Source organism: Spirillospora sp. NPDC052242, from assembly GCF_040679555.1.
GTDB lineage: Bacteria > Actinomycetota > Actinomycetes > Streptosporangiales > Streptosporangiaceae > Spirillospora.
The window spans coordinates 1-23591 of record NZ_JBFAUZ010000030.1 but is presented as its reverse complement, the minus strand read 5'-3'; the positions used below and the strand labels follow the sequence as shown (position 1 = coordinate 23591).

At 71.3% G+C, this 23591-nt stretch carries 16 protein-coding genes, 1 tRNA gene and 1 pseudogene; 16 read left to right on the top strand and 2 right to left on the bottom strand.

Annotated features, from left to right (window positions below):
* The first annotated feature begins 354 nt into the window (after positions 1-354).
* The 12 genes from AB0L25_RS23975 (at position 355) to AB0L25_RS23920 (ending at position 18398) form a co-directional block, all read left to right on the top strand.
* On the top strand, positions 355-573 hold the full coding sequence (locus AB0L25_RS23975) for a hypothetical protein (protein WP_500174896.1): 219 nt from the start codon (positions 355-357) through the stop codon (positions 571-573).
* 2 nt (positions 574-575) lie between these two features.
* Complete coding sequence (locus tag AB0L25_RS23970) at positions 576-2306, top strand: L-aspartate oxidase (RefSeq protein WP_500174895.1); 1731 nt, start codon at positions 576-578, stop codon at positions 2304-2306.
* Positions 2307-2391: 85 nt separating this feature from the next.
* The gene (locus tag AB0L25_RS23965; protein ID WP_500174894.1) at positions 2392-2601 is read left to right on the top strand and encodes a hypothetical protein; all 210 of its coding nucleotides are present in this window, start codon (positions 2392-2394) and stop codon (positions 2599-2601) included.
* A complete protein-coding gene (locus tag AB0L25_RS23960) occupies positions 2598-3119 on the top strand; it encodes an STAS domain-containing protein (RefSeq protein ID WP_500174893.1) in 522 nt (173 codons plus the stop codon). The genes AB0L25_RS23965 and AB0L25_RS23960 overlap by 4 nt, the downstream gene beginning before the upstream one ends.
* Positions 3120-3157: 38 nt before the next feature.
* Positions 3158-5914 carry a helix-turn-helix transcriptional regulator gene (locus AB0L25_RS23955; RefSeq protein ID WP_500174892.1) on the top strand — a complete coding sequence of 919 codons (2757 nt, stop codon included), beginning with the start codon at positions 3158-3160 and terminating at the stop codon, positions 5912-5914.
* Between the two features lie 107 nt (positions 5915-6021).
* The gene (locus AB0L25_RS23950; protein ID WP_500174891.1) at positions 6022-7383 is read left to right on the top strand and encodes a dihydrolipoyl dehydrogenase family protein; all 1362 of its coding nucleotides are present in this window, start codon (positions 6022-6024) and stop codon (positions 7381-7383) included.
* Positions 7384-7421: 38 nt separating this feature from the next.
* Positions 7422-8228 carry a GNAT family N-acetyltransferase gene (locus AB0L25_RS23945; RefSeq protein WP_500174890.1) on the top strand — a complete coding sequence of 269 codons (807 nt, stop codon included), beginning with the start codon at positions 7422-7424 and terminating at the stop codon, positions 8226-8228.
* A gap of 152 nt (positions 8229-8380) precedes the next feature.
* Positions 8381-11140 (top strand): AAA family ATPase, encoded by a 2760-nt coding sequence (locus tag AB0L25_RS23940; RefSeq protein ID WP_500174889.1) that lies wholly within the window; start codon positions 8381-8383, stop codon positions 11138-11140.
* Positions 11141-11273: 133 nt separating this feature from the next.
* Complete coding sequence (locus tag AB0L25_RS23935; RefSeq protein WP_500174888.1) at positions 11274-14045, top strand: helix-turn-helix transcriptional regulator; 2772 nt, start codon at positions 11274-11276, stop codon at positions 14043-14045.
* A gap of 304 nt (positions 14046-14349) precedes the next feature.
* Entirely contained in the window at positions 14350-15120 is a 771-nt protein-coding gene (locus AB0L25_RS23930; protein WP_500174887.1) for an SDR family NAD(P)-dependent oxidoreductase, read from the top strand.
* Between the two features lie 42 nt (positions 15121-15162).
* Positions 15163-16815: a tannase/feruloyl esterase family alpha/beta hydrolase gene (locus AB0L25_RS23925; RefSeq protein WP_500174886.1), complete on the top strand. Its 1653-nt coding sequence runs from the start codon at positions 15163-15165 to the stop codon at positions 16813-16815.
* A gap of 1115 nt (positions 16816-17930) precedes the next feature.
* A complete protein-coding gene (locus AB0L25_RS23920; RefSeq protein WP_500174885.1) occupies positions 17931-18398 on the top strand; it encodes a tyrosine-type recombinase/integrase in 468 nt (155 codons plus the stop codon).
* Positions 18399-18471: 73 nt separating this feature from the next.
* On the opposite strand, the gene AB0L25_RS23915 is transcribed toward AB0L25_RS23920, so the two are convergent.
* Positions 18472-18542, bottom strand: a tRNA-Gly gene (locus AB0L25_RS23915).
* A gap of 77 nt (positions 18543-18619) precedes the next feature.
* Here AB0L25_RS23915 and dcd point away from each other — a divergent pair.
* The 4 genes and pseudogenes from dcd (at position 18620) to AB0L25_RS23895 (ending at position 22434) form a co-directional block, all read left to right on the top strand.
* Positions 18620-19195: a dCTP deaminase gene (dcd, locus tag AB0L25_RS23910; RefSeq protein WP_500174884.1), complete on the top strand. Its 576-nt coding sequence runs from the start codon at positions 18620-18622 to the stop codon at positions 19193-19195.
* Positions 19196-19394: 199 nt separating this feature from the next.
* On the top strand, positions 19395-20645 hold the full coding sequence (locus AB0L25_RS23905) for a quaternary amine ABC transporter ATP-binding protein (protein ID WP_500174883.1): 1251 nt from the start codon (positions 19395-19397) through the stop codon (positions 20643-20645).
* 83 nt (positions 20646-20728) lie between these two features.
* A pseudogene (locus AB0L25_RS23900) lies at positions 20729-21517 on the top strand (ABC transporter permease); the annotation flags it as partial.
* A gap of 35 nt (positions 21518-21552) precedes the next feature.
* A complete protein-coding gene (locus AB0L25_RS23895) occupies positions 21553-22434 on the top strand; it encodes a glycine betaine ABC transporter substrate-binding protein (protein WP_500174882.1) in 882 nt (293 codons plus the stop codon).
* A gap of 99 nt (positions 22435-22533) precedes the next feature.
* Here AB0L25_RS23895 and AB0L25_RS23890 read toward each other — a convergent pair whose 3' ends face one another.
* On the bottom strand, positions 22534-23322 hold the full coding sequence (locus AB0L25_RS23890; protein ID WP_500174881.1) for a ZIP family metal transporter: 789 nt from the start codon (positions 23320-23322) through the stop codon (positions 22534-22536).
* Positions 23323-23591: the final 269 nt, after the last annotated feature.

Sequence of the window (23591 nt, the reverse complement as noted above, 5' to 3'; positions counted from 1 at the left end):
GAACGATCATCGGCGAACGCGTCATGGGCCGGTAGGCGGCCGGCGCGTCGGTACCCGGTCGATCGCGATGTCGCTGCACGGGTGGGCTCCGCACGAGTCCGAGCGCCCACCGAAGTGCAGCCGCGTGCGATCGACCGGGTTCGCCGCGTTCTGCCCTGCCCGCGAGCCGGCCGCCGGTGGCCCCAGGGGACGGGTGTCCTCCCAGGGCACGGGCCAGTGGACGACCCTGGTCCCTCCCGCCGTCGCGACGGCGACAGTGATCGATGTCGGCGGATACGCGTCCTCACCCAACGGGGGCGGCGAGGGCGCGTACCCGCCGCCCGCGACGCGAACACGGGAACCAGGAGGTCGGAGATGCCGGTGGTGGTGGCCGACGGTTCACCGGCGGGCCTGCGGGCCGTCGAGTGGTCCGCGCACGAGGCGGCGCGTGCGGCCGACCTGCCGGTCATCGGCGATCACGGGCTCGTCGACCACGGCCTCGGCTGTTTCGAGACCGTCCGGATGTCCTCCGCCAATGGCTTTTCGATCCGCCCCTGCCACCCGGCTGAGCCGACGAACGACAAGGAGAAGTGATCATGGACGGTTCCGAGCGACGGCTGTCGACACCGGTACTGGTGATCGGCACCGGTGGATCGGGGCTGCGCGCCGCGATCGAGCTCGCCGAGCGGGGCGTCGGCGTGCTGGCGGTCGGCAAACGCCCCAAGGCCGATGCCCACACCACGCTCGCCGCCGGGGGCATCAACTCCGCTCTGGCGACGATGGACCCGCAGGACACCTGGCAGCAGCACGCCGCCGACACCCTGCAGGAGAGCTACCTCCTGGCCGACCCGCGGACGGTGCGGATCGTGACGGAAGGCGCCGCGCGCGGCATCGACGACCTCGTCCGCTACGGAATGCCGTTCGCCCGGGAGGCCGACGGGCGGATCTCCCTGCGGTTCTTCGGCGCCCACACCTACCGGCGCACCGCCTTCAGCGGCGACTACACGGGGCTGGAGATCCAACGCGCCCTGGTGCGGCGGGCCGCCGAACTGGACGTCCCGATCCTGGACACCGCGTACATCACCCGTCTGCTCGTACGCGACAACGTGATCTTCGGGGCGTACGGTTTCGATCTGCGCGACGGCGGACGCTATGTCATCCACGCCGACACGGTGATCCTGGCCACGGGCGGGCACACCCGGATCTGGCGGCGCACCTCCTCCCGCCGGGACGAGAACACCGGCGACTCGTTCCGGCTGGCCGTGCTCGCCGGTGCCCGGATCCGCGATCCCGAACTGGTGCAGTTCCACCCGTCCGGACTCCTCGCACCCGAGGACGTCGCCGGGACGCTGGTGTCGGAGGCGGCGCGCGGCGAGGGCGGGATCCTGCGGAACGACCTCGGCGAGCGGTTCATGACCCGCTACGACCCCGAGCGGATGGAACTGTCCACCCGCGACCGGGTGGCGCTGGCCGCCTACACCGAGATCAAGGAGGGCCGCGGTACGCCGAACGGCGGGGTGTGGCTGGACGTGTCGCACCTGCCCCGCGAAACGATCATGAATCGGCTGCCGCGCGTGCACCAGACGCTGCTGGAGTTGCAGACGCTCGACATCACCAGGGAGCCGATCGAGATCGCCCCGACCGCGCACTACTCGATGGGCGGCGTGCGCGTGCGTCCCGAGGACCACGGGACCGACGTCGAGGGCCTGTACGCCATCGGCGAGGCCGCCAGCGGCCTGCACGGCGCCAACCGCCTCGGCGGCAACTCTCTCATCGAACTGCTGGTGTACGGCCGGATCGCGGGCGGCGCGGCGGCCGACTACTCGGCCGGCCTCCAGGCCCAGCGCCGGGACGCGGACGCGCTGGCGGAGGCGCGTCACGAGGTCGACGAACTGCTGGCCTGCGACGGCCCGGAGAACGTCCGGTTCCTTCAGCGCGCGGTCCGCGACGTCATGACCGAGCACGGCGGGGTCGTCCGCGACGAGCCGGGCCTGCGTGCGGGCCTGGCCGAACTGGACGCGATCGAGGCGCTGACCGGCGACATCGGCGTCCATCCCGACAACGCCGGCTACCAGGACCTCGCGCACGCTTTCGATCTGCGGTCCACCCTGCTGGCCGCCCGGGCGACCCTCGAGGCGGCCCTGGAACGGCGCGAGACCCGCGGTTGCCACAACCGCTCGGACTACCCCGAACTCGACGAATCACTGCAGGTCAACCTGGTGTGGTCGGGGCCCGGACGGATCGAACGAGAAGAGATCCCGCCGATCCCCGCGGAGATCGCCGCACTCATGCGGGAGGTCTCCTCCCACGGAAAGCTCGTGGAGTAGCGGGCCGGCCCGGAACCCCTCCTGTGACGACCGCCGCGGCGACCGCGCGGCGCGTCCGCCCTCCCCTCACCGAATCGAGACATTCGTGAACCACCCACAGCGGCCGTCCACCGGGACCGCAGCACCACCGGAGATCGCATCGCTCGAAGACCTGCGCGCACTCCGTTCACTCGACCCGGAGCGCAACCCCGACGCCGCCGAGGCGCTACGGGACGTCGTCGACGCGGAAGTGCTGCGCGACGGCACCCGATCGGGTTCCCACCGAATTCGGCGACTTTCACGGGAGAGCGCATGACCGACCAGGCCGTAGAGAACGGCCCCGACGCGGCGGGCTCCGGAGGCGACCGGGCACAGACCCGCGACGGCTCGGGCTTCCTCCTCGAAGGTGTGCGGGTGCGCAGCGCGCTGCTCCGTCTGGACGGCGTCTTCGAGCCCCCGTACCTGGTCGTCGACGGGGAGATCGACCTCACCACCCTCGCCTCCTTCACCACCGCGCTGTCGAGCGTTCTCGAGCACGGTTCCGGCGACGTGTGGGTCGACGTGGAGAGGCTGAGCTTCATCGACGTCGGCGGGCTGCGCGCCCTGGCCGCGGCCGCGTCCCGGCTGGGGCTCCAGGACCGGCGGCTGGTGCTGCGCTCGGTCGCGCCCCATCTGGCCAAGCTGATGGACATCGTGGGATGGAGCCGGGTCCCCGGCCTGCTCATGCTCGCTCGCGACGCCACCCCCGGGGCTCGGCCCGCCCTCACCCCAGGGACCCGGGCCAGGGGCTCCCGGATACGACCGCGGTGCCCGCGCGGCCACAGTGTGTCCTGACGGCAACCGCCGTCGGCCGGGGGGCGAACGGAGGAGTCATGGCGGTCGAACAGATGACGCGGACGGCGTGCGTACGCGCGGGCTCCGGCCCGGCGCGTCCCCGCGAGGGCGCCGATCTCCCGCTGCGGGGTCGCGAGCCCGAACTGGAACCGCTCCAGGGACGACTCGCCGCACTGGCCCGTGAAGAAGGCGGTGTGGTGGTGATCGAGGGCCCGCCGGGTTCGGGACGGACGCGGCTGCTCGCGGAGGTCCGTACCCGTGCTCTCGCCGCGGGCCTGTCCTGCCGGCAGGAGACCGGCGGGTTCCCGGGTCCCCCCGGCCCCATGCTGGAAGCACCGCGCACCGGCTCGGCACCGCTGGTGGTCTGCCTCGACGACGTGCAGTGGTTCGATCCGCTGACGTCGGCGGCACTGGCGACGCTTCTGGACGACTCGGCGGACACCGCGCTCCTGTGGGTGCTCGCAGGGGAGCGCGTCCCGAGTGTCACGTCCGGCGCGCTCCCGCTGCTGGAGCGGACGCGGAAGGGCCGCGGGCATCGGATCGTCCTCGGTCCACTGCCCGACCGCGCCGCGATCGCGTTGGCCGCCGACCTCCTCGGAGCCGAACCCGGCGAGACCATCCGGCACCTCGTGCGGCGTGCGGGAGGCATGCCGGGACCGGTCGTCGAACTGCTTCAGGGCATGCGGGAGGACGGGCTCGTGGCGATCCGGGACGGTGTCGCCTCGGCGACCGCCGAAACGATCCCGCGCCGGTTCCACGCGATGGTCCGGCGGCGGCTCGACCGGCTGCCGCCGCCCGCCCGAGTGGGCGTGCAGAGCGCCGCCGTCCTCGATCGGGCGTTCACGGTCGAAGAACTGGGCCTGCTCACCGGCTCTCCGGTCGGTGAGGTGGCAGCGGGGGCGAGTGCTGCGGTCGACGCCGGCATTCTGCTCAGTAAAAACGCCCACCTGGAGTTTCAGCACGATTTGATGCGGCAGGCGGTCGCCGAGACGCTCCCCGTGGCGTTGCGCCGCAGCCTGCGGCGCCGATCGGTGGACGTCCGCGTGGCGGGAGGCGCGAGGGCGGTGGACATCGCCGCCGACCTCGCCGCGAGCGCGGTGCCCGGCGACCACCGAGCCGTTGCGCTGCTCCGCGAGGCCGCGGCGGACCTGGCCCCCGACGCGCCGGCGGAGGCGGTGGTGCTGTGCCGCCGGGCGCTGGAACTCTCGGGTACGACCGGGCCGTGCACGGCCGAGATCGTCGGTGAGACGGTGGACCTCCTGGGACGGATCGGGCGGTATACCGAGGCCGAGGCGCTGGCGGACACCGCGTTCAAGGGCTTCCTCACCCCGCAGGACGAGGCCGGACTGCGGTTGAGGGTGGCGCGCGTCGTGGGCCACTACTCCGCCGCCGAGGCTCTCCGCCAGTGCCGGACCGCCCTGACGCTGCCGGGCCTGCCGGTCGGGTTGCGCGCCGGTCTGTCCGCCGTCCAGGCGTTGCATCTCGCCCAGACGGGACGCGCGGCGCAGGCCATCGCCGCCGGTGACCGCGTCCCCGCCGGGACCGGCCCCGCGGCCGAAGCCACGGTGCTCGCCGCGAGGGCCGGGATCGAGCTGTCCCGGTTGAACCTCGATCTCGCCTTCGAGCTCCAGGACAGGGCCGACGCCCTTCTCCAGGACGCGGCCGACGCCGATACCGCCCGCTCTCGGACACCGGAACCGCCGTGGGCGCCCGCGGCCTGCGGGCGGGCGTACCTCCTCGCCGCGTCCGGGCGGATCCGGGCCGCGCTGCGGGAGACCGACGACGGTGTCCGCACCGCCCGGCGGACCGGGCACACGGCCGCCGCGCACCTGTGGTCGATGGCCCGCGTGGGGATCCTGCTCGCCGCGGGCCGGCTCGACGCCGTCCGCACCGCGGCCGACACCGCCCTGGCCTCGTCCGGCTCCCCGCCCTCGGGGGACGGCGCCGACGCCGCGGTCCGGTACGCGCTCGGCAGGGCTGCGGTTCATTTGGGCGACCGGGAGGGCATCCGCCGCTGCGCCGCCGACGGTGCGCGGATGATGGACGACGAAGCGCCGGCGGTCCGGCGCGCCGGTGCGTGGCTGGCCGCGCTGGCCGCGGACGCCCTGGGCGACACCGCTCGCGTCGCCACGCTCATCGAGCGCGCCTGGGAGGCCCCGGAAGCCCCGGGCTCGCCGCCCGGGACACCGCCCGATCCCGCCGACCACGTCGTCCTCGTCCGCCTCGCGCTGCGCGCCGGGCTCCCCGGGCCCGCGAGCGCCGCCGCTGCCCGCGCCGAAAGCCTCGATCACGGATACACCCTGTTCAGGGGCGTCGCCGCCCAGGCTCGCGGCATCGTCGACGGCGACCCCGACCTCCTGCTGCACGCCGTCAAGCTGTTCGAGGAGACCGAACGGCCGCTGGTCCGCGCGTCGGCGGCCGAGGACGCGGGACGGGTTCTCGGCGAGCGCGGCGACCCCGCCGCGCGGCATCTCCTGGACGCCGCGCTGGACCTGTACGGCGCGGCGGGCGCCGCACGCGACGCGGCCCGTGTACGGAGGCGCCTGCGCCTGCTCGGTGTGCGCCGGGCGCATCGGCCCCGCGACGGCGCGGAGGAGGGCCGCTGGGGGCTGACGGCGGCGGAGGTCGAGGTGGTGCGGCTGGTGGCGCGGGGAGCCACCAACCGGCAGGTCGCCGAGCAACTGTTCCTGTCGCGCCACACGGTCAACACCCATCTGCGGCACGTCTTCGCCAAATGGGACATCAACTCCCGGGTGGACCTCGCCCGCCTCGTGCTGGCGTACGAGGCCGAATGACCTTGTTCCCGAAGACCGGAACCGACGACCGGCGTCGGCCCGGGGAATCAGCCGGGCGGCCATGAGGATCATCGCCGCCCCGAGAAGAGGAAGAGAAGGGAAGCCGCGTGAACGTCGAAGTCGATGTGGTCGTCGTGGGACTGGGGCCCGGCGGTGAGTTCGCCGCGGGCGCGCTCGCCGAAGCGGGACTTGAGGTGGTCGGCGTCGAGGCGGAACTCGTCGGGGGCGAGTGCCCGTACTGGGGCTGCGTCCCCAGCAAGATGATGATCCGCGCCGGTGACGTCCTGGCCGAGGCCGGCCGCGTCCCCGTCCTGGCCGGGGAAGGGAAGGCGGTCCCGGACTGGAAGCGGGTCGCCGACCGCGTCCGGAACGAGGCCACCGACGCCTGGAACGACCGGGCGGCCGCCGACCGCCTGGTGGCCAAGGGCGTGCGGCTGGTCCGCGGGACGGGGCGGCTCGCGGGGCCCCGTCGGGTGACCGTGGGCGACACCACCTATCGGGCCCGGCGCGGCGTCGTGCTGGCCACGGGCACCCGTCCCGTCATTCCCCCCATCCCGGGTCTGCCGGCGACGCCGTACTGGACCAACCGGGACGCCATCGCCACCGAGGAGCTCCCCGCGTCGATGATCGTGCTCGGCGGCGGCGCCATCGGGGTGGAGATCGCCCAGGTGTTCGCCCGTTTCGGGTGCGCGGTCACCGTCGTGGAGGGTCATGAACGGCTGCTCGCCCGGGAGGAACCGGAAGCCGGGGAGCTGGCCGAGAGGGTGCTGCGGGCTGACGGCGTCACCGTCCGGCACAGGGCTCGGGCCGCACGCGTCGACCACGACGGCACGGCGTTCGAGGTCCGGCTCGAAGGCGAACCGGAACCGCTCCGGGCCGAGCGTCTCCTCGTCGCGACCGGCCGCCGCACGGACCTCGCCGCGCTGGCGGTCGACACCGTGGGGGTCGATCCCGCGGCACGCGCCGTGCCCACCGACGGGCAGATGCGGGCCGGTGACGGGCTGTGGGCGGTCGGCGATGTCACCGGCCGCGGCGCCTTCACCCACGTCTCCATGTACCAGGCGCGGATCGCCGTCCGCGACATCGTGGGCGAGCCCGGTCCCGACGCCGACTACCGGGCACTGCCCCGCGTCACCTTCACCGATCCCGAGATCGGGGCCGTGGGGTTGACGGAGCGGCAGGCTCGCGAACAGGAGATGCGAGTGCGCACCGCGCTGGTGCCGATCGCCTCGTCCACGCGCGGCTGGATCCACGGTCCGGGCACCGAGGGGTTCATCAAGCTCGTCGAGGACGCCGACCGCGGAGTCCTGGTCGGCGCGACCTCGGCCGGTCCCGCGGGCGGTGAGGTGCTGTACGGGCTGAACGTCGCCGTCCACGCCGAGGTGCCCACCGCCCGCATCGCCCACATGATCTACACCTACCCGACCTTCCACCGGGCCGTGGAAGCCGCACTGGACGCGCTCCGCTGAATCCGGCCGTACACGATCGACATATCGAGGAGCCGTCCATGTCAGGCGTGACAGTCACCGACAACCCACGGAAGAACCGGTACGAGGCATGGGTGGACGGTGACCTGGCCGGGTTCGCCCAGTACACCCGCGGCCAGGCGCGGATCACCTTCACGCACACCGAGGTGCGTCCGGCGTACGGGGGGCGCGGCGTCGGCGCGGCGCTCGCCCGGGCCTCGCTGGACGAGGTCCGCTCGCAGGGGCTCAAGGTGCGCGCGGTGTGCCCGTTCTACTCCGGCTGGATCGCCCGGCACCCCGAGTACCGGGACCTGACGCACGAACTGGCTTCCGAACGCCTCGTCCTGCGGCCGTGGAAGGTGGACGACGCCGCCGCCGCGCTCGGTGTCTACGGAACCGCCGAGGTCGCACGCTGGTTGAGTCCCGCCATGGACCGGGTTCCGGATCTGGCGGCCATGCGGGCGATCCTGGAGAGGTGGCATGCCGAGGACGGGCGCCTGCTCGTCCCCGGCGGCCGCTGGGCCATCGAAAGCCTGGAGACGGGAGAGCTGGTCGGCGGCGCGACGCTGTTGCCGCTGCCACCCGACGAGGCGTACGAGATGGGATGGCAACTCCATCCTCGGGAGTGGGGCCACGGCTACGCCACCGAGGCGGGGCTGACCCTGGCCCGGTGGTCGTTCGAGCAGGGGCTCGAGGAGGTGATCTCGCTCGTCCGTCCGGCGAACAGGCGGGCCGCCGCGACGGTCGAGTGGATCGGTATGGAGTGGGTCGGCGAGACGGACAGGTACCACCGGCTCCTGCTCCAGGAATACCGCCTGCGTCCGGGCGACCTCCAGCAGTCCCGGTGAGTTCCCCGCCGGGCCGGCCCAGGTCACCGCTCGTGCACCGGCAATGTCCCGGCTAGGGTGATCTGAAAAGAATCCACCTGCTTCGGCAAGGCCAGCGAAGGTGACGCCGTGGGAGACAGCATGCGTCTGCGCGTCCCCGTGCGGGTGACGGAGTGACCGGGACCATACCGTTGCGGGGACGGCGTCGCGAGCTCGCCGAGCTGGACGCGCTGGTGGAGCGGGCTCGTGCGGGCCGGAGCGATGCGCTGGTGGTCTGCGGTGAGGCCGGTGTCGGCAAGACCGCGATCCTGGAGCACGCCGCGGCGCGGATGGCGGCGGACGTCCGGGTCGAACGGATCGTGGCGTCCGAGTCGGAGATGGAGCTGGCCTACGCGGGCCTGCATCAGCTGTGCGGGCCCATGATGGGGGCGGCCGAGCGCCTTCCGGCACCGCAGCGCGAGGCGCTCGAGGCGGCGTTCGGGCTGCGGCGGGCGTCCGCGCCCAGTCCCTTCCTGGTCGGGCTGGCGGTGCTCGGCCTGCTCACCGAGGCGGCGGGCGACCGGGCGATGTTCTGTGTCGTCGACGACGCGCAGTGGCTGGACGATGCGTCGGCGCGGGCGGTGGCGTTCGCCGCCCGGCGCCTGGACGTCGAGGGAATCGTCCTCGTGCTGGTCATGCGCACGGTCGGCGAGGTGTTCGGCGGGCTCCGGCGGTTGCCGGTCGAGGGCCTCGGAGACGACGACGCGCGCGAGCTGCTGCGCCTGGCGGCCCCCGGCGGCCTCGACGAACGCGTCCGCGACCAGCTGATCGTGGAGGCACGCGGCAACCCGCTCGCGTTGCGGGAACTGCCCCGGGCGCTGAGCCCGGCGGGGCTCGCCGACGGGTCCGCGCCGAGCGGCTCGATGCCGCTGGAGAGCCGCATCGAGCAGAGCCTGGTCGCGCAACTCGAGCCGTTGCCGGAGTCGGCACGTCTACTGCTGCTGCTGGCGGCGGCGGACCCGACGGGCGATCCCGAACTGCTGTGGCGCGCCAGCGCGGTACTGGGCGTCGGCCCGGACGACTTCGACGCGACCCAGGACGCCGACGCGCTGACGGTGGGCACGCGCGTCGAGTTCCGGCATCCGCTCGTGCGATCGGCCGTCTACCGTGCGGCGTCGCCCGAGGACCGGCGCCGGGTCCACGCCGCGCTGGCCGACGCCACCGGCGCCGATCGCGACCCCGACCGCCGGGCGTGGCATCGGGCTCGCGCGACGCCGCGTCCGGACGAGCAGGTGGCCGCCGACCTCGAGCGGTCGGCGGTGCGCGCCCGGCGGAGCGGCGGGGCCGCGGCCGCGGGCGCGTTCCTGGAGCGTGCGGCGGAGTTGACGCCCGAACCGGACCGCCGCGGGCAGCGGCTGATCGCGGCCGCGGAGGCCAAGCACGACGCGGGCGCGCCCGCGGCGGCCCTCCGCCTGCTCGACATCGCCGCCGAGCTGCCGCTTTCCGCGTTGCAGGAGGCATTGATCGCGCGGTTGCGCGCTCGTGCCGGGTACGCGCTCCGGCGCGACGGCAGCGGGGCACGGCTGCTGCTCGCCGCGGCACAGGGCCTGGAAGGGCTCGATCCGGTGCTGGCCCGCGACACCTACATCGAGGCGCTGACGGCGGCCGTGTACGGCGGCCGTCTCGGTGACGCCGAGCAGGTGGCCGAGGTCGCGAACGCGATCCTGGAGGCGACCGACGGTGAGGAATCCGGGCGTGCGCGGGATCTGATCCTGCGCGGGCAGGCCCTTCTCGCCGCGAAGGGCCAGGAGGCCGCGATCGAGACGCTGCGGCGGGCGCAGCGCGCGTTCCTCGACGAGGCTCCGGACGCGCTGGAGCTGCACTGGATGTGGTTCGCCTCGCGCGCCGCGCAGGACCTGTGGGACGCCCGCGGGCTGCGCGCGCTCGCGGATCGGCAGGTGATGCTGGCCCGCGCCGACGGCGTGCTGACGGTGCTGCCGATCGCACTGAGCCTGCTGATGGTGGCGCAGACGGTCGACGGCGAGCTGGACGCGGCCGAAGCATCGTGCGACGAGATCGACGCCATCAAGGAGGTCACCGGCAGCCCCCTGCCGCAGTACGGGCGGATGTTCCTCTCGGCGTACCGGGGGCAGGCCGAGGAGACCGAACGCCTGGCCGCGCAGATCCGTCTCGACGCGCAGGCCCGTGGCGAGGGCTACGGGTTGAGCGCGGTCAACTTCGCGGAGACCCTCCTCTACAACGGCCTGGGGCGCTTCGCCGAGGTGGTGGTCTCCGGCCGCCGGGAGTTGCCGTACACCCATGAGCTGAGCCACGCGATGCGCGTGCTGGGCGAGCTGGTGGAGGCGGCGGCGCACACCGGCGACACCGCGCTCGCCGAGCAGGCGTTCGAGCAGCTCGCCGGGGTCACACGGCCGGTCGGGACCAACTGGGCGCTGGCCGTGCTCGCGATGGCGAAGGCACAGGTGCGCGACGGCGACGAGGCCGAGGCGCTGTACCTGGAGGCGATCGAGCGCTTCGAGCGCGAGGGCATCCCGATCATGATCGGGCGGTGCCGTCTGCTGTACGGCGAGGAGCTGCGCCGCCGCCGTCGGCACGCCGAGGCGCGGGAGCACCTGCGGACGGCGCACGAGGTGCTGCTGCACGTCGGCCTGAACGGCTTCGCCGACCGCGCCGCACGCGAGCTGAACGCCATCGGCGAGAACACCCGCGTACCCGCGCAAGGGGTGGTCGCATGGCTCACCGACCAGGAACTCAACGTGGCCCGGCTCGCTCGCGAGGGACTCACGAACCGGGACATCGGCGCCCGGCTCTTCATCAGCGCGCGCACCGCCGAGTACCACCTGAGCAAGGTCTTCGGCAAGCTCGGCATCAAAGGCCGCGCCGAGTTGAAGACCGCGCTCGCCGACCTCGACCAGGCGGCGCCGGGCGCTTAGCGGACCATGCCGGCGCGTGAACCGGAGGAGTCCGTGCCCTTGGTCGTCACCGGTCGGGACCGCACATCCTGGGCGTTTTTCCAGACATAATCAGCCTTGCCGGCAGCACTGACTGCGATGAGGGCGGGGAGCGGTGGACCAACGTGCACGCGGGGCCGGGCATACGGACCATGTCGAACTGCTCGGGCGGGCGGCGGAGTGCGCTGCTCTCGACCGGATCATCGCGGCACTCCGTACCGGGGAGAGCCGTGTGCTGGTCGTGCACGGCGTCCCGGGCGTCGGCAAGTCGGCGCTGCTCGAGTACGCGGAGCGCGCGGCGACCGACATGCGGGTGCTGCGGGCGGTCGGTGTCGAGTCCGAGATGGAGCTGGCCTTCGCCACCTTGCATCAGCTGTGCGCACCGCTCCAGGGCCGGCTGAACGATCTTCCCGAGCCCCAGCGGGACGCGCTCGAGACGGCCTTCGGAATGCGGGCTGGCCCTTCGCCCGAACGCTTCCTGGTCGGGCTGGCGGTACTGAGCCTCCTGTCGGAGGCATCCGAGGAGGGCCCTCTGCTGTGCGTGGTCGACGACGCGCACTGGATGGACCGGGCCTCGGCGCAGGTCCTCGGATTCGTCGCCCGCCGGATGCTGGCCGAGTCGGTCGCCCTCGTCTTCGGCTCCCGGGAACAGCGCCAGGAACTGCTCGGGCTGCCGGAGATGGAGGTCACCGGGCTGCGCTACGCGGACGCCCACGCCCTCCTGGACTCGGCGACGCAAGCCCGGCTCGACCCGCACGTCCGAGAGCGGTTCGTGGCGGAGACCCAGGGCAACCCGCTCGCCCTGCTGGAACTGCCGCGCGAGCTGACCGTGACACAGATGGCGGGCGGTTTCGGCCTGCTGCACGCCGGCTCGCTGCCCCGGCGGATCGAGCAGAGCTTCCAGAACCGAATCGAAGATCTGCCCGAGCGGACCCGCATGCTCCTGTTGGTCGCCGCCGCGGAACCCACCGGTGATCCGGCGCTGGTCCGGCGTGCCGCCGAACGGCTCGGGGTCACCCCGGCCGCAGCCCTGGCGACCGGGACGGACGGGCTTGTCACGTTCGGGATGCGAGTGATGTTCCGCCACCCGCTCGTGCGATCCGCCGTGTACCGGTCGGCGAGGAAGAAGGACCGCCGGGCCGTGCATCTGGCACTGGCGGAGGAGACCGACGCGCAGGCCGATCCGGACCGCCGCGCCTGGCACCTCGCGTCCGCGACGACCGGCCCCGACGAGACCGTCGCCGCCGAACTGGAACGGTCCGCGGACCGGGCCCAGGCGCGCGGCGGGCTGGCCGCCGCGGCGGCCTTCCTGCAGCGGGCCGTGGCCCTGACCGTCGACACCTCGCAGCGGGCCGAACGCGCCCTGGCGGCCGCCGACGCCGGCCTCCAGGCGGGCGACCTCGACGCCGCCCGCGAACTCCTCGACGTCGCCGCCCGGAACGCCCGGAGCGAGCACCAGCACGCGCGCGCCCACCTCATCCGAAGTCACATCGCGTTCGCGACCGGCTTCAACGACAAGGCGCCGCCCATGCTCCTGGCGGCCGCGCAACGGCTGGAGCCCTTCGACATGGATCTGGCGCGCGAGACCTACCTCGTCGCCTGGGCCAGCGCGTCGTTCGGGGCGGGGAACCGGGACAGCCTCGTGGCGATCTCGCGGGCGATGCGGGAACTGCCGCGCCCCGCAGGGGAGCCGAGCGCCCTCGACCTCGTCCTCGAGGGCTACGCGCTGCTCATCACCGACGGGCGCAGAGCCGCGCTTCCCACGTTGCGCAGGGCGTTGGCCGCGATCGAGCACCACCCCATGAAGGACATCCTGAAGTGGGGCTGGGCGGCCTGCGGTCTGACCGCGCTCCTCTGGGAGGACCGCGTCATGCCCGAGACACCCGCGAGGGCGGTCGAGGAGGTCCGGGCGGCCGGTGCCCTGACCGAGCTCCCCGTCTATCTCCACGCACTGGGCATACCGATCCTGTTGAGCGGCGATCTCGACGCGGCCGCCGTGATCGACGCCCAGTCCGAAGCGGCCGCCGCCGCGGCGGGCGTGCCCATGACGCGCCACACCCGGCTCCTGCTCGCGGCGATGCGGGGCCGGGAGGCCGAGGCCACGGCACTGATCGCCGCGACGATCGAGGAGGCGGGCGCCTCCGGTCAGCTGAACGGCGTCGCGTCCGCGCAGTGGGCGTCCGCGGTACTCCACAACGGCCTCGCCGACCATGAGCGAGCGTTGTCGGCCGCCCAGGCCACCATCCAGAGCGCCAATGTGATCGTCTCCCAATGGGCGCTGCCCGAACTCGTCGAGGCGGCGGTGCGCGTCGGGGACGACAACGCCGCGCACGGTGCACTCGACGATCTGGCGGACGTGACGGAACCGTGCGACACGGACTGGGCCCAGGGGATCCTGACGCGCTGCCGAGCGCTGCTGAGCGACGACACCGCCGCGGCGGACCTCTACCTCCAGGCGATCGAGCGGTTGGACCGGACGTTGCTGCGCCCCGAACTCGCGCGCGCTCACCTGCTCTACGGGGAGTGGCTGCGCCGGAACCGGCGGCCGGCCGAGGCGCGGACCCGGCTGCGCACCGCCCACGAGATGTTCCAGTCGATCGGGATGGAGGCGTTCGCCGAACGGGCCCGCCGGGAGCTGCTCGCCACCGGCGAGACCGTCCGAAAGCGCAAGGACGAGATTTCGCCGAGTCACGCGCTGACGCCTCAGGAGGAGCAGATCGCGATGCTCGTGCGGGAAGGCTTCTCCAACCCGGAGGTCGGGGCCCGGCTCTTTCTGAGCCCCCGCACGATCGAATGGCACCTTCGCAAGATCTTCATCAAGCTCGGCATCAGCTCCCGCAGGGAGCTCTCCGATGCTCTGTCCCTGGGTGACTCCGCTCCGCACTGACGTGCGGAAGGCCGCCGGGAACCCCGGTGGGCCCCGTCCCCCCGGCTCCCCACCCATGGCTCGGGGGTGGACCAGGGACACACCCTGGTGCGAACCGCGAGCGCCACGCCCAAGCTGGACGGGTCGGCATCTCGCCGAACGTTTCCCCCGTGCCGGGAGCGGCGCCGGATGCCCGGCCGGATCCCGCAGCGCGGCGGCTACGTCCTGTCATCAGCGGTCCGGGAGACCGTGGCCGGCGTCCGTGGGCGGCCCGCCGCCCGCACCCGGACGCGCGCTCCCTGGACATGAAGGGATCGAGGCAGTCATGTCCGACCAGCCGCTGGAGGGAGCGGTCGCGCTCGTCACCGGCGCCGGCAGCGGGATCGGCGCCGCGACCGCGCACCGCCTGGCCCGTGAGGGCGCGGCGGTCGCCCTCGTCGGTGAACGCCTCCACCAGGTCGCGGACGGCATCGCGAAGCTGGGCGGGCACGCCGTCGAGATACCGCTCGACATCACCGAGCCGGACAAGGCCGAGGAGGCGGTGCAGGACACGCTCGACCGGCTGGGGCGCCTGGACGTCCTGGTCAACAACGCCGATCTGAGGCTGCTCGACACGGCACTGCACACCACCGTCGACGAGTGGGATCGAATGGTCGCGCTCAACGTGGCGGCGCTCCTGCACATCACGCACGCCGCCGTCCCGCAGTTGATCTACGCGGCGTCGACCTCCCCCCGCCAGGTGGCCGACCTGGTGAACCTCGGTTCGACCGCCGGGCGAGCCGCCCCGCCGGGAAGCAGCGTCTACAGCTTCACCAAGTCCGGCCTGAAGGCGTTCAGCGAATCACTCCGCCAAGAATTGCACGATGAACAGGTCCGAGTCAGCGTGGTGGAAACCGGCACTGTGGAAACCGGCACCGTGGAAACCGAACTGCTGGACCGACCCAGCGAGATCGTCCACGAATCCGCCCGCCGGCGCATCGCCGGAATCGAGGGCTTGCGAGCGGACGACATCGCGGACGCCATCGGCTACATCGTCACGCGCGATCGACGGATCGCCGTCAACGAAATGCTGATCCGCGCGGGCGACGAGCAGTAACCGACAACCCGAGACCACCGGTCCACGAGAATCGAAAGACACATGAGAAGACACATTGTCGCAACCGCGGTCACCGCGTTGACCGCAACGGGCGGCAGCCTGCTCGCGGCCTTCTCCCCGGCCATGGCCGCCGAGCGTCCGGCCCGCACCTTCGTGGCCGACGCCGAGGCCAGGTGCGCGTCCATGGCGGGACAGCGCGTCGCGGCCACGGCCATCGGCCTTCCCACCCGCGGTGGCGAGGTCGTCTCCGCAACGCTCCACCGCACCGACCGGGCGAGCGGCCGTCCCGAGTTCTGCCTTCTCCGTGGGACGGTGCACAGCTTCGACCCCGCGGCGCCCGACATCGACTTCCAGATCAACCTGCCCACGTCATGGAACGGAAAGTCGGTGCAGTTCGGCGGCAGCGGGTTCAACGGAACCGTCGTCACCGGACTCAACGTCGCCCCCGGGTTCGTCAACGCCGATCCCGCCCAGGGACAGCCGCCGATCGACCGCGGCTACGTCACGTTCGGGAGTGACGGCGGCACCGCCGTGGGCACCGCACCTGCCGGATCCTTCGCCTTGAACGAGGAGGCGCTCGCCAATTTCTCCGGGGAAAGCGTAAAACGCACTCGCGATGCAGCCATAACCCTAATCCAGAAGTACTACACCAAAGAACCCACAAAACAGTACTACGTAGGAGCTTCCAAGGGAGGACACGAAGGACTCGTCGCCGCACAACGCTACGGTGACGACTACGACGGGATCATCGCCTACTATCCGGCCATCGAGAATCAGGCGATGATGATCAGTTGGTACCGCATGTGGCACCAGGCTTACGACCGTCCCGGAGCCCATCTCGACGTCACCGAACAGCGACTGGTCACAGACGCCGTGTACCGCACATGTGACGGCCTCGACGGCGCCTTCGATGGACTGATCTCCAACGTCCGAGGCTGCGACAGTGCCTTTTCCATCAACTCACTACGCTGCCCCGACGAACCCGAAGGCGCGGACACCACCTGCTTGACCCCCGCTCAGATCCGAACCATGCGGACCGCGGCATCTCCTCATGAGTTCGCCTTCCCACTGGCGAACGGGGTCACCGGTATCGGCCGCTACCCCTTCTTGCGCGGCGCGGATCTCACCATGCTGCTCGACGACGCGGGAAACGCCGAGGCCGCCGGCTACCTCGGGCTGCTGGGGCCCGTCGTCCGCTACCTCGTCAGGCAGGACGGCAACGGTTCCTTGACGGACTTCGACTATCGAAAGTACGAGAAGCGCGTCAGAAAGCTGTCGCGGCTCCTCGCCACGACCGACCCCAATGTGGACCGTTTCGCTCGCCGTGGCGGCAAGCTCATCATCGTGCAGGGCACCACGGACGTACTGGTCCCGGAGGAGCTGACCAACGCCCACTACGACCGGATGGCCTTACGCTACGGCTCGTCGATCCACCGCTTCGTGCGCTACTACGTCCAACCCGGTATGGCCCATGGGAACGGCCGCTTCGACCTGGCTTGGGACTCCCTCACCGCCCTGGACACCTGGGCGAGCCGAAACAAGCCGCCCACGAAGCCCGTCGCAACCGATGCCGGCCCCGCCGCCGAACACCGCACACGCCCCTTGTGCGAATACCCGCGCTGGCCGAAGTACAAGGGCCACGGTGACGTCGACCAGGCCGAGAACTTCGTGTGCACCGGCAAACCCCGACACTGACGCCCGTTCCCTCCCGCAAGTCGGCAACGAGCGGCTGTCGCGAACGAGCGCGCCACTTTGTTCATCGCCGAGTCGCTGGACGCGCTCCAGGGCGGTATGGCATGGGTCACAGTCTCGCGCGGTCACGCGGAGACAGATTGACATCTGGTTGACATGCGATTTTGAGAGCGCGATCGCTACGCGTGCTGCAGGGGCCTGACCTGCGGAGACTGTGGAGCGGGTGACGGGAATCGAACCCGCGCTGTCAGCTTGGGATCACTCATCCCTAGATCAACGATCACCAGGGAACCCGCTGACCTGCCCTCGCGTGTCCTCAACCCCGCTGGCGACCGCACGCGCCCGTGATCGTCCGCCCTGACGGGCACGCAACGGGCACGCTCGCGAGACGGCTTCGGGCCCAGAGGCCAGGGTGTTCCGTTGTGGTGACTGGGTGGACGGCTGCTGTGGGCTGAGGGAAGGCTGAGACGGTCGTCGGCGGTCGGAGGGGCATGTGCTAGGTGCGTTCGTGGGTCTCGTTATCGGTGGGCTCGCAGGAGTGCTGTGGGCAGCCGACCTCGGTTCCGACAGTGCGATCGGCACCGGTCTATTAGGAGGCTTTGCGGGGACGTGGATCGGCCTGATCGTTACGTCGGTGCGCAACTCGCGGATACGCCGTCGTGAGCGTCGCGACGAAGGTTAGTCAGCGATCCCTACCTCAGGGGCGATGTCAGTCCGGTCCATCATTCGGCCTCGTCGTCCTCCCGGACGGACGCACCCACGTTCCGAAGTGCTTATTCGCGCGAACGGCCCCAGCCCGGCAAGGGCGGCATCGCGCGAATGAGTATTTCGGCGCGCGGGGGTCCATGGGGGGTCGCGAGACCCCTTGGTAAGCGCACGCTCGATCCCATGCACGCCGGGACCGTCAGCCGGACGACGACGCTCCAGCGCTACGCCCGTCGCCGAGTAGATCGGGCTGACGTTTCGGCAATAGCGGCCCGGCGGTCCGCCGTCCGGGGACCGGCGCCCACGCCGCACGCCCGGGGGCGGCGTAGCCGCCGGGCCTGCGGCGGCGCGAAGCGGCGCCGCCTTGACGCCGGGACCGTGCGCGTGGACGAGACCGTGAACTCGGGCCGCTCGTGCAGGGAAAGCCCAAGTCGGAGGCGGGCCGGCGGACCGTCGCGATCCCCGACCTGATCATTCCGGACGTGCGCAAGCACCTGGACGAGTACGCCCAACCGGGACCGGACGGCTTCGTCTTCGTCGGCGTCCGGGGCAACCAGCTCCGGCGGAGCAACCTCTCCAAGGTGTGGGCTCGGGCTCTGGAGCGGGCAGACCTGCCGGTCGGACAGATCCGCATCCACGACCTCCGGCACACGGGCAACACCTACGCGGCCGAGTCGGGCGCCTCGCTGGCCGAGCTGATGAACCGCATGGGGCACTCGTCCATCCGGGCGGCCCAGGTCTACCTTCACGCGCGCAGCGAACGTGACCGCGAGATCGCCTCGACGCTCGGGAAGATGGTCGAGCGCGAACTCAAGAAGGCGAAGAAGGCCAAGAAGCGGGACAAGCGCCGGAAGGGCTCCGGCGAGGCATCGGGCACGTAGCGGGCACGCCGGGTGATGAACAAGCAAGGCCCAGTGTCAGTGATACATCACTGGCCTGGGCCTTCATCATGCGAGCGGGTGACGGGAATCGAACCCGCGCTGTCAGCTTGGGAAGCTGAAGTTCTACCATTGAACTACACCCGCGTGGGACGGGGTCGCCGTCCGCGCTTGCGCCATCGTACCGGATCGGCGGGGGCGTGTGGACCGGGTAGCTTTTCTGCGTGCTGCTCTCCGATCGCGATATCAGGTCCGAGCTCGAGTCCGGACGGGTCAGGATCGACCCGTACGAGCCGGGCATGGTTCAGCCGTCCAGTGTGGACGTGCGGCTGGACCGGTACTTCCGGGTGTTCGAGAACCACAAGTACCCGCACATCGACCCCGCGATGGAGCAACCGGACCTGACGCGGCCGGTGGAGGTGGAGGCGGACGAGGCGTTCGTGCTGCACCCGGGGGAGTTCGTGCTCGCGTCGACGTTCGAGGTGTTCGGGCTGCCGGACGATCTGGCGGCGCGGCTCGAGGGGAAGAGCTCGCTGGGACGGCTCGGGCTGCTGACGCACTCGACGGCGGGGTGGATCGACCCGGGGTTCAACGGGCACGTGACGTTGGAGCTGTCGAACGTGGCGACGCTGCCGATCAAGCTGTGGCCGGGGATGAAGATCGGGCAGATGTGCCTGTTCCGGACGAGCTCGCCGGCCGAGCACCCGTACGGGTCGCGGGAGTACGGGTCGCGCTACCAGGGACAGCGGGGGCCGACGCCGTCGCGGTCGTACCTGAACTTCCACCGGACAAAGGTGTGAACGTGTCTGTTTTGTGACCCTAACGTGACTGAACTCACCAAAAGATGAAACATGTTCCCTCAGCAGGTAGTTTCGAGCGACGCAGAGTGTTGGCGTTCGCTTGACAGTCTCTTTACGTGAGTCTCGTCGAGTCCGGGCGCCTGGACGTGTAGGCGACCCGTTTCCGCGCCGGTTGGACGTGGGAACCCGGAAGGAGATCGTGTCCATACTCCGCGCGGAAGGCGTCACAAAGCTGTTCGGCCGTAAGACGGCCGAGGCACAACGGAGGATCAAAAACGGCGCGGACCCCGAGGAGGTCCGCAAGCTCGGCGTCACGCCGGCCGTGGTCGACGCGACGTTCGAGGTGAAGCAGGGCGAGATCTTCGTGGTCATGGGGCTTTCGGGCTCCGGGAAGTCCACGTTGATCCGGATGCTGAACGGGCTGCTGCCGGCGACGGCGGGCAGCATCGAGATCGAAGGCGAGAACATCGCCGAACTGTCGCCGAAGGCCCTGCGGGCCGCGCGGCAGAACAAGGTCAGCATGGTGTTCCAGCACTTCGCGCTCTTCCCTCACCGAACGGTTCTGGCGAACGCCGCGTACGCGCTCGAGGTTCGTGGTGTCGCGAAGGAAGAACGCGAGAAGACCGCCCGCGAGTTCCTGAAGCTGGTCGGGCTGGAGGGCTGGGAGAGCAAGCTCCCGGGACAGTTGTCGGGCGGGATGAAGCAGCGTGTCGGGCTCGCCCGGGCGCTGGCGTCGGGCACCGACGTCATTCTGATGGACGAGGCGTTCAGCGCCCTCGACCCGCTGATCCGGCGGGAGGTCCAGGATCTGCTGCTGGACCTGCAGTCGAAGTTCGGCAAGACGATCGTGTTCATCACGCACGACCTGAACGAGGCCATGCGGATCGGCGATCGGATCGCGGTGATGCGCGAGGGGCGGATCGTCCAGATCGGGACGGCCGAGGAGATCCTGACCGATCCCGCGAACGACTACGTCGCCCAGTTCGTCGCGGACGTGGACCGTACCAGAGTGCTGACCGCGGCGTCGGTCATGGAGAAGCCGCTGGTCACGGTGCTCGCGACGACGGGTCCGCGGACGGCGTTGCGGACGATGCGCGAGCACCAGACGTCCGCCGCGTTCGTGGTGACGAAGGACCGCAAGCTGCGGGGCCGGGTGCGTGCGGCGAAGGTCGCCGACGCGGTGCAGGACGGCGTCGACAAGCTCGACGGCCTGATCGACGCGGAGGACCCGGAGCCGGTGCCGCCGGACACCCCGGTGGCGGAGCTGTTCGCGCGGTGCGCGGAGAGCGACCTGCCGGTGCCGGTGGCCGATGAGGACGGGACGCTGCTCGGCGTGATCCCGCGGGTCACGCTGCTGGCGGCGCTGGGCGCGATCAACACGCAGGTGGACGACGCGGTGGTGCAGGACGTCGTCGCGCCCGAGCCCGCGCTGAGCAAGGAGCAGGCGTGAGCACGGGCATGGCGGTGGAGCTGCCGCGTATCGAGGTCGGCGAGTGGTTCTCCACGATCGTCGGCTGGTGCAACGACAACCTGGGCTGGCTGTTCGACGGCATCGTGACGATCGGCGAGGCGACCGTGGAGGGCCTCGCGGAGGGGCTGCTGGCGGTGCCGCCGCTGGTGCTGGTCGCGATCCTGGCGCTGATCGGGCTGTTCGTGGCGGGCTGGAAGGTCGGCCTGTTCGCGCTGCTCGGGTTCATGCTGATCGACAGCATCGAGCTGTGGGAGCCGGCGATGGACACGCTGGCGCTGGTGCTGGTGTCGGCGGTGGTGGCGGTGGTCATCTCGATCCCGCTGGGCATCGCGGCGGCGCGCAACGAGATGGTGAGCCGGGTGCTCCGGCCGGTGCTGGACCTGATGCAGACGATGCCGGCGTTCGTCTACCTGATCCCGGCGATCTTCTTCTTCAGCATCGGCCCGGTGCCGGGCATGGTCGCGACGGTGATCTTCGCGATGCCGCCGGGCGTCCGGCTGACCGAGCTCGGCATCCGCGGCGTCGACCCGGAGATGGTCGAGGCCGGCGAGGCGTTCGGGACGCCGCCGGGCCGGATCCTCACCCGGATCCAGATCCCGCTCGCGATGCCGTCGATCATGGCGGGCGTCAACCAGCTGATCATGCTGTCGCTGTCCATGGTCGTGATCGCGGGCATGGTCGGCGCGGGCGGCCTCGGCGAGGTGGTGCTGGGCGGCATCCAGCGCGTCGACGTCGCCGCCGGGTTCGAGGGCGGCATCGCCGTCGTCGTGCTCGCCATTTTCCTGGACCGGCTCACCGGTGCCCTGGGCGACCGTTCGAGCGTCTCGCGCACCGTCGCTGTCGAGATCTAGACCGGCCAGGCACGCAACACAAGGAAAGGACGGGCATGCGCCTGAAACTCAAAGGTCTGGCGATCGGGGCCGTGGCTCTGACGCTCGCGTTCGGCACCGCGGCGTGCGGGTCGGAGGACTCCGGCGGCGACGACAAGAGCATCACCATCGGCATGGTCTCGGGCTGGGCCGAGGGTGAGGCCGCCACGCACCTGTGGGACAAGCTGCTCACGGACAAGGGCTACGACGTCGAGATCAAGACGCTCGACACCGGGCCGCTGTACACGGGCATGGCGCAGGGCGACGTGGACCTGTTCCTCGACGCCTGGCTGCCGGGCACGCACGAGGACTACTGGAAGCAGTACGGCGACAAGCTGGAGAAGGTCGGGTCGTGGTACGACTCGGCGCCGCTGACGATCGCCGTACCGAACTACTCGCCGCTGCAGTCCCTCGAGGACCTGAAGGGCAAGCACGGGGAGTACGACGGGACGATCGTCGGCATCGAGCAGAGCTCGGGCCTGTACCGGGTGTCGTCGAAGGAGATGCTCCCGGCGTACGGGCTGGACGACGAGTGGACGGTGAAGACGTCGTCGACGCCGGCGATGCTCACCGAGCTGCAGAAGGCCATCGAGGCCAAGGAGAACATCGTCGTCACGCTGTGGCGTCCGCACTGGGCCTACGCGAAGTTCCCGATCCGTGACCTGAAGGACCCGAAGGGCGCCATGGGCAAGCCCGACGGCATCTTCACGGTCGCGCGCGAGGGCTTCGGCGAGGAGCAGGCGGAGGTCGCCGGCTGGCTGAAGAAGTTCAAGATGGACGACAAGCAGCTGGGGTCGCTCGAGGACCTCTTGGAGAACAAGTACAAGGGCAAGCCCGAGCAGGCCGTGGACGAGTGGCTGAAGGCGAACCCGAACTTCGCGACGTCCATGACGGGCTGATCGCGCGCCGCTGAACGTCCCTCCCGACCTGGGACGTTACGCAGGTGTCAGAGGGCCGTCCGGTGCGAACCGGACGGCCCTCTGCCGTTGCGGGGCGGTTCAGTGCGCGAGCCCGACGACGAACAGGACGGCGAGGAGGCCGAGGCCGGTCGCGCAGAGGGTGAGGACGCGGGGGTGGCGGCTGTGGGCCTCGGGGAGGATCTCGGCGGCGGCGAGGTAGAGCAGGACCCCGGCGAACAGCCCGAGGTAGGGGCCGAGGACGGCGTCGGGGACGGTGACGAGCGTGGTGAGCGCGGCGCCCGCGATGGGGGCGAGGGCGTCGGCGAGCAGGAGCGCGAGGGCGGGCCGCCGGTCGGTGCGGCGCAGCGACGCGGCGGTGACGGTGTTGAAGCCGTCGGCGAAGTCGTGGGTGACGACGGCGAGGGTGACGACGACGCCGACGTCGGTGCCGGACTGGAAGCCGAGGCCGATGCTGATGCCGTCGACGAGGCTGTGCAGGACGAGCGCGAGGGCGGCGAGCAGTCCGGCCTGCGAGCCGTTCCCGAGGGCGTGGCCGTGTCCGTGGCCGGTGCGGTGCCCGTGGGGTTCGCCGTGGGCGTGGACGTGCGGGGCGTACTCGTCCTCGTGGGCGCGGTGGATCGCGACGGCCTGCTCGACGACGTGCAGCAGCAGGAACCCGGCGGCGAACGCGATCATGGGGGCGGGGACGCCGAGGGGGTGCGCGTCCGCGAGTTCGAGGGACTCGGGGATGAGGTCGAACGCGACGACGCCGAGCATCAGGCCGCCGGCGAGGCCGAGCACGAGGTGCCGGTGGTCGCGGACCTTCATGGCCGCGAGGCCGCCCGCGAGCGTCATGAAGAACGCGAGGACGGAGACGAGGACGGCCATGAGCCGATCTCTACCCGCGTGGATCTTCCTACCCGTCCATGGCGTGCTACAGAAGCCTTGACCATCCGGCACATGCGAACGGCCCCGCCCCCGGACGAACCGGAGACGGGGCCGCGCGCGTGCGTCGTGCCGGGTTACTCGGCGGCGACGGGCTCCTTCTCAGGGGCGCTGCCCTCGCCCTTGATGGAGCGGATCAGGAGCTGGGAGACGTCCACGACTTCCAGGGACTCCTTGGCCGCGCCCTCGTTCTTCTTCTCGTTGATCGCGTC